Annotated in this window: 8 protein-coding genes and 1 pseudogene; all 9 read right to left on the bottom strand. The window is 46.9% G+C overall.

What is annotated here, in order from left to right:
* A pseudogene (locus tag RWJ43_RS03670) lies at positions 1-477 on the bottom strand (4-alpha-glucanotransferase); the annotation flags it as partial.
* Positions 478-479: 2 nt separating this feature from the next.
* On the bottom strand, positions 480-1979 hold the full coding sequence (gene glgA, locus RWJ43_RS03665) for a glycogen synthase GlgA (protein WP_314007893.1): 1500 nt from the start codon (positions 1977-1979) through the stop codon (positions 480-482).
* Positions 1980-1981: 2 nt separating this feature from the next.
* Positions 1982-3085 carry a glucose-1-phosphate adenylyltransferase subunit GlgD gene (gene glgD / locus RWJ43_RS03660; protein WP_035427909.1) on the bottom strand — a complete coding sequence of 368 codons (1104 nt, stop codon included), beginning with the start codon at positions 3083-3085 and terminating at the stop codon, positions 1982-1984.
* Positions 3085-4233 (bottom strand): glucose-1-phosphate adenylyltransferase, encoded by a 1149-nt coding sequence (locus RWJ43_RS03655; protein ID WP_035427911.1) that lies wholly within the window; start codon positions 4231-4233, stop codon positions 3085-3087. Before RWJ43_RS03655 ends, glgD begins: the two co-directional genes overlap by 1 nt.
* A 75-nt stretch (positions 4234-4308) precedes the next feature.
* Positions 4309-6738 carry a glycogen/starch/alpha-glucan phosphorylase gene (locus tag RWJ43_RS03650; RefSeq protein ID WP_314007886.1) on the bottom strand — a complete coding sequence of 810 codons (2430 nt, stop codon included), beginning with the start codon at positions 6736-6738 and terminating at the stop codon, positions 4309-4311.
* Positions 6725-8740, bottom strand: coding sequence for a 1,4-alpha-glucan branching protein GlgB (glgB, locus tag RWJ43_RS03645; protein ID WP_314007883.1), 2016 nt, complete (start codon positions 8738-8740; stop codon positions 6725-6727). Before glgB ends, RWJ43_RS03650 begins: the two co-directional genes overlap by 14 nt.
* A gap of 342 nt (positions 8741-9082) precedes the next feature.
* Positions 9083-10309 (bottom strand): iron-containing alcohol dehydrogenase family protein, encoded by a 1227-nt coding sequence (locus RWJ43_RS03640; RefSeq protein WP_314007880.1) that lies wholly within the window; start codon positions 10307-10309, stop codon positions 9083-9085.
* A gap of 51 nt (positions 10310-10360) precedes the next feature.
* Positions 10361-11107 carry a zinc dependent phospholipase C family protein gene (locus RWJ43_RS03635; RefSeq protein ID WP_314007877.1) on the bottom strand — a complete coding sequence of 249 codons (747 nt, stop codon included), beginning with the start codon at positions 11105-11107 and terminating at the stop codon, positions 10361-10363.
* Positions 11108-11120: 13 nt separating this feature from the next.
* Positions 11121-12879 (bottom strand): phenylalanine--tRNA ligase subunit beta (gene pheT, locus RWJ43_RS03630; RefSeq protein ID WP_314007874.1); only part of this gene is annotated, 1759 nt, incomplete at its 5' end.

Here is a 12879-nt window from a genome sequence, read left to right as displayed (position 1 = left end):
AACTCCACCCTTGTACCAGCTAGGGTCTTCTACACCTGCAAAGCTGCCACGAGACTTATAGCAAGTAATCTGAAATGATGGTGGCTCGCCATAGGCAAAGCTACCAACACCGGTGCATCTATTTTCTTGAGCGCCATATGACCAAACTGCTCCGTCAGAAGCCTGAAGCTCAAAACGATACCAAATAAGGCCCGTAGCAGCTGGTTTAACAATCGCCTCAAAGCACTGCGCATAGGCAGGTACACCAGTCGGAAGCGCGCCAGCAAAATCACTCTTTTGCATCACCACGCGTTTCTCGCCAGACAGAACTTGGGCCTCTGAAGACGATTCAGGGCCATACTCTTGCCAGAGACGAAGCGTTACTGATTGAACATCATCGTCCCAAGCAAATATTCTGATTGTTGCTGAAGTACCTAGTTCTACCGCGCCTTTTGGATCTCTACAAACAATGTTTGAGGTGTTGTGAAAAGCCTGCATTCTTACCAATCTCGACGACGTACATACCTAATAATCTCAGGGTGTAGTAAATGATACACGTCAAGATATTCATTTGCAGCATTATGCCAACTAAAGTCCTCTGCCATCGCCTGTTTTACAAGATTTGCCCACGCTTGTTTATCGTTTCTATAAACATCGGCGGCGTACAGAATAATATCTGCCATTTCATCTGCGTTTTGATTGGCAAAACTAAAGCCGGTTCCTTCTCCCGTAAACTGGTTGTACGGTTTTACAGAATCTGCCAGACCGCCCGTCTCGCGAACAACAGGAAGCGTGCCATAACGCATAGAAATCATCTGAGAAAGGCCGCAAGGCTCAAACTCTGATGGCATCAAGAACATATCCGCACCTGCATACATACGGTGAGAAAGCGCAATATCAAACTCAATACGTGCTGCCATACGGTTGCCGTAATGCTCATCAAAGAAGCGCATAGCATCTTCTTGTTCAGCGTCGCCAGTTCCTAGAACAGCAACCTCAATACCTGCACAAATGAGACGGTCCATCGCATAGCGAATCAGGCCCAAACCCTTCTGGTTGGTCAAGCGCGTAACCATTACCGCAAGAGGTACATCTGGATTTACCTCAAGACCCAGCTCCTCTTGCAGCTGACGCTTACACTCAGCCTTACCTTCCATATGACGTGCCGAGAAGTTCTGTGGAATATAAGGATCACTTGCAGGTGACCACGCACCAATATCAATACCATTCAGGATGCCGCGCAGTACACTTTGACGGCGACGGAAGATATCATCCATTCCCTCTCCGAAGTGCTCTGTCTGCAGCTCACGGGCATACGTTTGGCTAACAGTGAGCAGATAATCGGAGTAGCAAAGTGCGCCCTTCATAAAGTTGATAGAGCTTGCGTCACACCTCAGTTGATCAACTGCAGCAGGAATATCAGCAAGACCAAGTACGTCGCTGAGCATCTTGTCAGTAAACTGGCCTTGGAACTTGACGTTATGAATGGAGAAGACCGTCTTAACGTTGTGGACCTCAGGGACGCCCTGATACTGCTCACGCAGAAATACGGGTGCCAGTGCCGTTTGCCAGTCATTGCAGTGCAGAACGTCGCAGGAGAGCTCTGGGACGTGTGCAATCAGCTCACACAGAGCCTTGGAGAAGAACGCATAGCGCTCTCCGTCATCAAAGTAGCCATAAAGGCCATCACGAGCAAAGTAAGACTCGTTATCTACAAAGTAAAAATCAACGCCTTCATGAACTAGATGCCACAGCCCACAATACTCAAAGCGCCACGAAAGAGGCACCTGAAGCTCGTAGACCTTCTTCATCTTTTGTTTCCACTCGGGCTTAATGGAGCTGTAGAGTGGCGAGATAACCGCCACTCTTGCTCCTACTTTTTTAAGTGCTTGTGGCAATGAACCCGAGACATCTCCAAGGCCGCCCGACTTGGAAAAAGGCGCCACCTCTGAACTTGCATAGACAACGCGAAGTTTGCGACGCTTGGAGACTTGGGACATTATTACGCCACCCTCTTATTGTTTTTACGCTGAAGAAGAATTTCTTCGCTGGTACCACGAAGCTCAGTACCTGCAGGAATAATATTAGAACGGTCTACAATAGCGTGCTCGACTACAGAACCTTCCTTAACAATGCAACCTTCCATCACAATAGAATCGCGTACTACTGCGCCACGCTCAATGATGACGTTACGACCAAGGATGGAACCGGTAACAGATCCACGGATACGGCAGCCTGCAGAAATAGTAGAGTTACTTACCTTTGAGCCAATCTCAAATTTTGCAGGAGCGGTATCGTGAGCCTTTGTCTTAATGGAACGCTCTGGGGTAAAGAGCTCATTTGCTGGCATGGGGTTCAAAAGCTCCATGTTAGCCTGATAATAAGAGTTCTTTGAGAAGATAGATGCTACATGGCCCTCAAAGTGGAAGGTACGGACCTTAACACGGTTGTAGTCAGCATGAAGCGCCTCAAAGAGGTCAAGATAATCAGTAGCTCTATACCAATCAAGCATATCAATAAGCAGGTCACGCTTGATAATAAAGCAGTCAAGGGAAGCTTCATCTCCGCGCTGGACACCATTATGTGTCTTGACTACGCGGTCACCTTCAAGCTCAACACCAACAACATCTCTATCGTTATAACGAGTGGTGTAGGTCATCATGGTAATGTCCGCGTCAGACTCTAGATGCTGATCAAGCAGCTCGGTAAGATCAGCGTTGTAAACAAAGTTTGAAGTGGACAACAGAACATACTCTGCGTCAGTTCTCTCAAGATAAGGTCTGTTGGAAATCAGATCTCTGAGCAGGAAACGAGCGCCTGTGTGAGAGGTACCAAAAGCGGATCCTGGCAAGATAAACATGCCACCGCTCTTGCGGTCCAAGTTCCAGTCTTTACCAGAGCCAAGGTGATCAATGAGTGAGCGATAGTTAAATGGCATGATGACACCAACGGTACTAATGTCCGAATTAACCATATTTGAAAGAGGAAAATCCACCAGGCGATATCTTCCCAAGAAAGGCATGGATGCAATTGGGCGTACATCATTGGCGATTTCCATGTTAGTAGACGCATAATTGCAGGTAATAAGACCAATTACTCTATTCATTATTGCTCACCTCTTTCGACTACTACATCATTTCCAACAACAGCAATCTCCTTGTTCAAATCAGAGCTGCCAATATGGACGTTCTTCTCGACCACAGCGTTCTCGCCAAGAATTGCACGAATAACCACCGCACCAGGTTTAACTTCTGCGCCAGGAAGAAGTACGGAGTCAATAACGCGCGCTCCCTCACCAATAACGGCATCGGTAGACAAAATTGAATGGCGAGAATAACCAAAGATCTGGCATCCGTTGCTTACCAGACAGTCGTCTACCTCTCCAAAAGCGCCAATGTACGCTGGTGGACGGGTGGAAGCATTAGACAAGATAGGGAACTTGTCCGAGAAGATGTCAAACTTAGGCTCAGAGCCAAGCAGATCCATGCTGGTCTCATGATAGCTTGCAATAGTACCTACATCACGCCAGAAGCCCTCAAAGCGATAAGCAAAAAGACGTTTACCATCATCAAGCAACGTCGGAATAATATCGCCGCCAAAGTCATGAGAAGATTCAGGGTTCTTTGCGTCCTCACGCAAAGTCTCAAGAAGCAGGTCTGTGCTAAAGATATAGATTCCCATGGACGCCAGGTTGGACTCTGGCTCTTTGGGTTTCTCGGAAAACTTGGTGATCCTATCCTCATCATCAATGGACATGATGCCGAAGCGAGAGGTCTCTTCCCAAGGAACAGGCATGACGGCAATCGTAAGGTCTGCGTTGTTCTTCTTATGGCAGGCGAGCATCTCGCCGTAGTCCATACGGTAAAGCTGATCGCCAGAGAGAATTAGTACGTAATCAGGGTTATTCTGCTCAATGTAACCAATATTCTGGGTGACGGCATCTGCGGTTCCCGCATACCACGCACCACCAGACTGTGTTGCGAAGGGAGGAAGAATAGAAATTCCACCACCGCGCTCATCAAGGTCCCAAGCACTACCTGATCCCACGTAAGAGTGCAGCAAATAAGGACGATACTGTGTCAAAACACCTACCGTAGAAATTCCTGAATTTGCGCAGTTGGATAATGCAAAGTCAATAATGCGGAACTTGCCACCAAACGAGACAGCAGGTTTAGCTACTTTTGAGGTCAGAGCACCTAAGCGGCTTCCCTGTCCTCCTGCAAGTAGCATTGCAAGACATTCCCTTTTGCTCATATCCAAATCTCCTCTCTCCCCAACAGAGGTCTTTATTCTCAACGTCTTACGACGATTGAACCTAAACGCAGATCCTTACACGTGCCAAATATCTTCCATGTACTCCCTGATAGTTCTATCAGCCGAGAAGAAACCAGAGTTTGCAGTATTGTGAAGTGCGCGAGCATTCCAGCTACGACGATCAGCATAAGACTGAGTAAGCTCTTCCCATGCCTTCACGTATGCGTCAAAGTCAATAAGCACCAGGTCAGGATCATTGTTAATCAACAGATAGTCGCGAATTGACTCAAAGTTGCCAGAGAGTCGGCTCAACGAACCATCGGTCAGCATATTTACAATGCGAGCCAGCGTTGGGTTCTGGTTAAGTAGGTTTTGTGCAAAGTAGGTGCCGGAAGCATATACCTGTTGGACCTCGTCTGCACGGAGACCAAAAATCTTGATGTTCTCTGGTCCTGCAAGCTCAGAGATCTCAATATTTGAACCGTCATATGTTCCAAGGGTCAGAGCCGCATTCATCATAAGCTTCATGTTTGAGGTACCAGAAGCCTCTGCACCAGCAACGGAAATCTGCTCAGAAATATCAGATGCTGCATAGATAAGCTGTGCATTTGAAACGGCAAAGTTTGGAATAAAGACAACCTTCAGACGACCCTCAATGCGCTCGTCGTTGTTAACCACGTCTGCAACGGAGTGAATAAGTCGAATGACTTCCTTTGCAAAGGTATAGCTCTGAGCAGCCTTGCCCGAGAAAATAAAGGTTGTTGGAGCTGGCTTATAGCTTGGGTCATCAAGCATGCGGTTGTAGAGATACAAAATCTTAAAGACATTAAGCAGCTGACGCTTATATGCATGGAAGCGTTTTACCTGCGTATCAAAGATGGTATTGGTATCCATCTCAACACCGGTTGTCTTCTTGACGTATGCAGCAAGACGCTCTTTTTCTTCTTTCTTTGCAGCGTCCATCTTGTCCAAGAACTCAGCATTATTCTCAAAAGCAGAAAGCTTCTGAAGTTCATTGGCATCATCAAGCCAGCCGGTACCGATAGCCTCAGTAATAAGCTTTGCGTAAGCGGTATTAGCCTGTGCCAAGAAGCGACGGTGGCAGATGCCGTTAGTCTTGTTATTAAAGATTTCTGGACGAAGCTTGTAGAAATCCTTCAAAACACTCTGCTTCAAAATGTTAGTGTGCAGATCAGATACACCGTTAACCGAGTGGCTAAACAAAATAGAGAGGTTAGCCATACGAACGGTGTTATCCCACAACACAGCTGTTGAGGCGAGAAGTTCGGTGTTGCCGTTAGAGTCAACAAGCAGCTGCTCCTTATAGCAACGATCAACCTCGTCGATAAACATATACAAGCGAGGAAGCAGCTCACGGAAGGTGTTAATAGGCCACTTCTCAAGAGCCTCAGGCATAACGGTGTGGTTGGTATAAGAGATTGCGTTTCTCGCGATATCAAATGCCTCGTTAAAGTCAACGCCATGGTCATCGACAAGCAGACGCATAAGCTCTGGTCCGCACATTGCTGGATGCGTATCGTTAGTGTGGATGCAGACGTGATCTGCAAAGTGATCCCAATCCTCACCGTACTTATTCTTATAAGCGCGAAGAATAGTTTGAAGACCAGCGGAAACAAACAGGTACTCCTGCTTCAAGCGAAGAATGCGTCCGTGCTCACCAGAGTCATTTGGATACAGAATGGTTGAAATTGCCTCAACATCAGAACGGAATTTATTAGCACGTGCGTAATCACCCGCGTTAAAAGCATCAAGATCAAAGTCTTCCTCAGCTGGCTCTGCTGACCAAAGGCGCAGCTTATTTACGGTCTTTGCGCCATAACCAACAATTGGAACATCATAGGGGACAGCCTTAACAAGTTGTCCGCCTTCTTCCGAGAACCAGAAATTTCCGTTCTCGTCCTCATGCCTTACAACTGTGCCACCAAAGCGCACCAGTACGCTGGAATCGTCTTTTCTGACTTCCCAAGGATATCCATTTGCTAACCAGTTATCGGTACGCTCTACCTGGCGTCCATCCTTAATCTCCTGGCGGAAAAGGCCGTAGCGGTATCTCATACCATTACCAAAGCCAGCCATTCCCTCGTGTGCCATGGAGTCCAGGAAGCACGCGGCAAGCCTACCCAGACCACCATTGCCAAGGCCAGGGTCTACCTCCTGAGCAGCAAGCTCCTGAAGAGAGGTGCCCATCTCTTTAAGGCCCTCTGCAACAACATCGGTGATACCAAGATTGAGTAGGTAATTCTCAAGTAGTGGTCCTAGAAGGAACTCAAGGGAAAAGTAATAGACCTGCTTGTCAGCATGAATATAGGAGGTTGACTGAATTTCTCGCGCCTTTTCTGCAATGAGGTGAGCAAGAACGTTATAGCGCTCCTGATCAGTGCACTCTCCATAGTATTTGCCAAGAATCTTGATAAACTTATCGCGATACTGCTCTTCAAAATCTTGTTTATCGGTAAAAATGTTTTGTCCGTTATTTACGGCCATGCTTCCCCCTCTTTGGAAGTTCTTTCTCAAACGCTAAAACAATGCCACCAAGCGGAGGAACAGACAGCTCTACCGAATAATCTCTTCCATTCCATGCCACTGGCTTGGTGGAAAGTTTCTTAGTATTCACAATACCCGAACCGCCAAACTCTTTTGCGTCGGAATTGAATACTTCTTTCCACACGCCTGCAGAAGGCATGCCTAAACGGAAGTTCTGATGGGTTGCAACGTCAAAATTGATGAGAATAACCAGGTCCTCGGAAGGTTTTCTTCCGTGACGAACAAAAGAGATGATTGATTGCTCATTATTGTCTGCGTCAATCCAATCAAATCCACGGTTGTCGTAGGCATACTGCCAAAGTCCTGGATGGTTCTTATAAAAATGATTAAGAGCCTTAATAAATGCCTGCTGGTGAGCGTGAGTTGGATACTCCTCAGTCAGGTAATACTCAATGCCCTCGTAGTAGCGCCACTCAATAAACTGCGCAATCTCGTTGCCCATAAAGTTGAGCTTAGCGCCCGGATGAGTCATCTGATGAAGCGCCAAAGCCCTCATGCCAGCAAACTGTCTCCACCAATCTCCAGGCATGCGCTGAATAAGGCTGCACTTACCATGCACAACCTCGTCATGGCTGAGTGGCAGCACAAAATTCTCATTGAACTGATACATGCTGGAGAAGGTCAGAAGACGGTGGTTACCTGGTCTATAAGGGAAATCAGTCTGACAATAGTGCAGCGTATCATTCATCCAACCCATGTCCCACTTAAGGTTAAAGCCAAGTCCCCCAACCTCGGGAGGATAGGTAACCAGCGGCCATGCCGTGGACTCTTCTGCAATCATCAAAATATCAGGATGTTCTTTTTGAGCTGTCTCGTTGCAGAGACGCAAGAAAGCGCTTGCATCCAAATCTTCCTCTGTGCCCTTATGGTTAAAGCGCTTCTGAGAAGGATCGTCGATACCAAAATTCAAATACAGCATGCTACTGACACCGTCAACACGAATGCCATCAGCGTGATAGTCTTTCAGCCACATGAGCAGGTTAGAAACAAGGAAGCTTCTAACCTCACCACGAGTAAGATCAAACTTAAGAGTTCCCCAGTTAGGATGCTCTTTTTCTTCAAAGAGCTTGGTACCATCAAACTCCGCTAGACCATGAGCATCTTTACAGAAGCCTCCTGGGACCCAGTCCAAAATAACACCAATACCAGCCTGGTGGCAGCAGTCAATAAAGTGTTTGAACTGGGCAGGATTGCCATACCTTGAGGTGGGAGCAAAATAACCCGTTACCTGATAACCCCAAGATCCATCAAAAGGATGCTCCATAACAGGAAGAAGCTCAATGTGGGTGTAGCCCATATCTTTAACATAGGCTACCAGCTCTTCTGAGAGATCATCATAGGTGTAGAAGGAATCTACGTTGGTATCAAAGTAGTCTTTAGGTTCTTCAGCCTGCTCTGCAGCTTCTGCACCAGCAGAATCTTCCTCTTGGGCAGTCAGGTCAGTATGCTGCTTCCAACTCCCAAGATGAACTTCAAAGATGTTAAGAGGACTATGCAGGAACTTAAGCGATGCACGTCTCTTCATCCATGCTTCGTCTTCCCAAACGTACACGTCTGGGTCAAACGTAATAGATGCCGTATGTGGTCTGACCTCCGCATAGGTACCATAAGGGTCAGCCTTAAAAATCTTCTGTCCAGAAGCGGATACAATCAGGAATTTATACAATACTTCCGAGGTGATTCCTGGAATAAAACCTTCCCAGATTCCGCCATGTTTTGAGCGAGAAAGAACGTTGACAGTATCATCCCAATTATTAAAGTCTCCAACAACAGAGACAGAGGCTGCATTGGGGGCCCAAACCGCAAAATGATAACCTTCAACTCCATCTTCTTGAACCGCAGGGTGTGCACCTAATTTCTTGTGGCTCTGGAACCATTTTCCTTGCGCAAACAAGTATGCATCCTGGTCACTCACTGCTAACGATGCATTTAACTCTGCCATGCTCACCCCCGCGCTAATCTATGAAATCTACGCATTTTATAGATTTGTTATCCATCAATACTCGTAGTTGATAGTTACTAAGATAAACCATTACAAGGTAAAACACGGTAACAAACACTCAATATGTCTTTCACCGATAAAAAACGACCGTACACGTTATTTTTTGTTTGTGCTAAATTTTGTTAATTATAGTGAATAAAAATTGCAACTAAAAGAAATGGCAGCTTATCCAAATAAACTGCCATTTGATACATAAACTTTTTATATAACCGTGAAATATCTTTTGAAAAGATACCTCTCGAAAACAATCGCTCTAAAGCAACCTTACTAAGCTTCTTGCAACTACATCTTACGTGGTACAGCCGTCTCAGCTGAAGGAGCATGTGCAGCGATTACATCAAGAGCTGCTGTCTCTTGGTCCTTCTCGCCAGAAGCAACTGCCCTACCATATGCATCGGTATCAAGAATTGCCTGGCGGAAGCGATCAGTTGTAAATCCATAAGGAGCACGACCCCACTCGTTGGTCTTCTGAGCTCGCTCAACAATGATGTCCAGGTCAGCGTCAACAGATTCTGAAGTAATGTCCAGATTGGCCAAGGTGGTTGGGAGACCAAGCTTTCTATTAAGCGCCACCTGCTCCTCAAGTGCCTTAAGGTTGCCGTCAAAGGCATAAAGAACGCAGGTACCAAAGGAAACGACCTCACCATGAAGGTGTTTCTCGCCACGCTCGCCCAGAGCAGTAAAGGCATTGTAGAAGGCATGAGCGGTTGAGGAATTGAAGTAATACGCACCGCGCTCTGCACCAATGTTGGTGGTCATGTTAGACACAACACCAGCGGTAATGATGATGTTAAGAACAACGTTTTCAAATGCTTCAGAAACAATACCAGCGCGCTTATCTGCCAGTGCCTGCTCTGCATTATCAAACAGAGGTTCAATGCAGGCACCTGCGGCAAGAGCTCGTCCCATAAGAGGGCTGTGGAGCAGCTCAACTTCTCTGGAAGAAAGTTCAACCTCAGGACCCTTAGAGAAGGCGTCGCCAATTCCTGCCCAGAAGTACTCATCAGGGCTCTCTGCAATAATCTGCGTATCAATAAAAGTGTGAACAGGAAGCTCAGCAGGAATAAAGTACGTATCTGCTGAACCGTCTTCTTTATAGAAAACAGCAATTCTTGTTACAGGAGCGCAGTTAGAAGCAAGTGTTGGGAAGGTAAAGTATGGTTTGTCCAGAATAGTTGCAATCTCTTTACCCTCATCAATTGCACGACCACCACCAACAAGGAAGAGCATATCAGCAGCAATAACCTCAGGCATTGCTGCAATTCTCTTGGCATTTGCGTGCGTAGAGTTAGTGCCGTAAGAAATCCAAGAAGAAATAGAAACCTCAGAACCCGCAAGTGCAGCCTCAAGCTTTGGACGTGCCTTCTCCATTGCTGTTGGTCCACCAATGACTACAGCATTTTTACCAAAGCGCTTAACAATGTGCAGTACCGACTTATAAGCATCAACACCAATGGTGTATGAAGGCAGATACTCCGTAAATGTTCCGCGAGATTCCATCTTTTCCATAGCGTCCTCCAAAACCTATCTTAAAAAAGCAAGAATATAACTTTAACTGAACTAGTTATGTTTTTGCAGCATAAATCCTTGAACGAGCGTTTCCTCTGCCTCTTTATAGGCTGACGAGAAAAACTCTGTATCAAGCATTTGATACTGCGGGGAGCTCACACTATTCTGGCGATTCCCCTCTGCAATGCGCTGTATAACCTGAAGTGTTTGCTCAACATCTGAATGCGTAAACCCATACTGTGGATGAGCCGCGGCAACTGCAAAGAGCTCATCAGATGCTTCTGGCAGACGATTCATATCAAGCGAGCGCCCGTAAACATCAAAATCTGCTTGCTTACGAATACGTGCATCTTCTCCTGTCGGAATATTATGAGCACGCAAAAATGCCCGTGTATGAGTGTTATACACGTGGTCGCAAACAAGGTGGCACCAAATGCCCACGATAAGCTCTCTGAGCTGGCGCTGATCTACTAAGCTGCGCTGCTCAGGTGAACAATACGATACATTTGGCTGAATGAAGTCAGTCTGTAACAGATATTCGGCTGGATTAAGACCACCCATAAAATTACGCTGATAGCGCCTGTAACTTGGAATAGGCAACGTTCCTGGGTATGACTGATGGCTTCGACCGTACCTCACCTTGTGAGAATAGTCTGGAACCATAAAGCCAATGTGCACATCAGGAGCAACGTTTCCAAGCAGAAATGCATCAGGGTAGTGAATATCTACGTCCAAGCAACCGGCTCCTTTCTCAAGGAGCCGGTCAGCATGAGCAATATGTACGTTCCAACTTGGCACTACAATTACCTGCTTATCCGCGAATTTCTCCGCCGGTAGAACGAAGAACTTTCTCCACAAGCTTTGTGTGGGTCTTCTCAACCTCTTCTGAAGTAAGCGTTCTGTCGTCTGCACGATACGTGAGCGAGAAGGCCATGGACTTCTTGCCCTCACCAACACGCAGCGGATCGCGATACACGTCAAAGAGTCTGATGTCGCAGAGGAGCTTGCCACCAGCAGACTTCAAACGCTGAACTAGCTGCTCTGCAGTGACGCTCTCATCAACAACAATTGCCAGGTCAATTGAGATGCCTGGGTAGGTTGGTGGCTCCACAATAGGAAGGTCTTTCTGAGAAAGACGCAAAAGTGAAGCAACAGAAATCTCAAAGGCAATAACTGGAACCTCAATGTCAAAGTTCTGGAGCGACAAAGGATGAATGTTTCCAACCCAACCGATTGTCTCGCTACCTGCAAGAATCTCAGCAGCGCGACCAGGCTGCAGCCAACCGTATTGCTCTGGCTCAGCTACACGGAAACGAACCTTAGGGATGCGAAGTGCCTCAAGCAGGCCCTCAACAATACCCTTGGCATCAAAGAAATCGTAGGCTGGATACTTAGCATTCCAAGCATCATCTGCTGGACGACCAACCAATACGCCACAGACATAGCTTGGCTCATCTGGCTGACTCTTATCCTTATGTCCAAAGAGCACACGGCCCAGCTCATACATGGCAATATTAGAGACACCATGAGCAAGGTTGTATGCAATAGAGCGCAGGAGACCTGGAACAATGGAGCGACGCATCTCAGACTGGTCAGCAACAAGTGGGCTCATAACCTTTACAGGGACGCCTCTTCCCTCTTCGCTCATACCAAGCTTAGAGAGGTCATCTGGACTTGCGAACAAATATGACTTTGTCTCGTTGAGGCCAAGAGAGCGTAGCGTACGGCCAATCTTTCTGATCTGACGCTGATCTGAAGTCAAACCGCCTGCATGGTTTCTAGCAGCAGGAAGTGTTGCCTCAATATCGCCTTCACCCCACAAGCGAACAATTTCCTCAATAAGGTCAACCTCACGCGTAAGATCTGGGCGGTTTGTAGGAGCAATAACGCTCAACTCACCGTTGTCTGCAGGAGTAACCTTGCAACCAAGACGCGTAAGGCGAGAAACCATAAACTCTTCTGGAATTTGAGCACCTGCAAGTGCGCAGACGCGCTCTGGACGAAGCGTAATAGTTACTGCCTCTTTTACCTTTGGATATACATCAACGATACCAGGGCAAACCTCAGCACCACAGCACTCCTCAAAGAGTGCTGCTGCAATATCTGCAACAGATGCGCAACCGTTTGGATCCACAAGACGCTCGTAACGAATAGAAGCCTCGCTCATCAAATCAAGGTTTCTGCTGGTACGGCTAATGTGGCCATTATCAAAGACAGCGGATTCCAAAAGGACATCAACGGTATTCTCGGTAATTTCAGAGTCAAGGCCACCCATAACACCAGCAAGTGCAATAGGAGTCTTACCGTTATCTGTGATGACCGTCATATCGGACGTGAGCTCGCGGTCTTCTCCGTCAAGCGTCACAATGTGCTCACCGTCTTCTGCAGCACGAACCACAATGTGGTACTTGCCATCTTCCTTGGTAAGTTTTCCGAGGTCAAAAGCATGCAGAGGCTGGCCGGTCAGATACATCACGTAGTTGGTAACATCAACTACATTATTAATAGAGCGACCACCACAAGCTGTAACGCGACGAGCAAGCCACTCGGGACTTGGGCCAATCTTGACG

This window comes from Lancefieldella parvula, assembly GCF_963530955.1.
Classification (GTDB): domain Bacteria; phylum Actinomycetota; class Coriobacteriia; order Coriobacteriales; family Atopobiaceae; genus Lancefieldella; species Lancefieldella parvula_A.
Note: the sequence above shows the minus strand (reverse complement) of the source record. Positions and strands in the feature narration are given on the sequence as shown.

What these genes read in the sequence shown, in the direction of transcription:
- glgA (WP_314007893.1), bottom strand. Translation starts at nt 1,979, where the DNA reads ATGTCCCAAGTCTCCAAGCGTCGCAAACTTCGCGTTGTCTATGCAAGT.
- glgD (WP_035427909.1), bottom strand. Translation starts at nt 3,085, where the DNA reads ATGAATAGAGTAATTGGTCTTATTACCTGCAATTATGCGTCTACTAAC.
- RWJ43_RS03655 (WP_035427911.1), bottom strand. Translation starts at nt 4,233, where the DNA reads ATGAGCAAAAGGGAATGTCTTGCAATGCTACTTGCAGGAGGACAGGGA.
- RWJ43_RS03650 (WP_314007886.1), bottom strand. Translation starts at nt 6,738, where the DNA reads ATGGCCGTAAATAACGGACAAAACATTTTTACCGATAAACAAGATTTT.
- glgB (WP_314007883.1), bottom strand. Translation starts at nt 8,740, where the DNA reads ATGGCAGAGTTAAATGCATCGTTAGCAGTGAGTGACCAGGATGCATAC.
- RWJ43_RS03640 (WP_314007880.1), bottom strand. Translation starts at nt 10,309, where the DNA reads ATGGAAAAGATGGAATCTCGCGGAACATTTACGGAGTATCTGCCTTCA.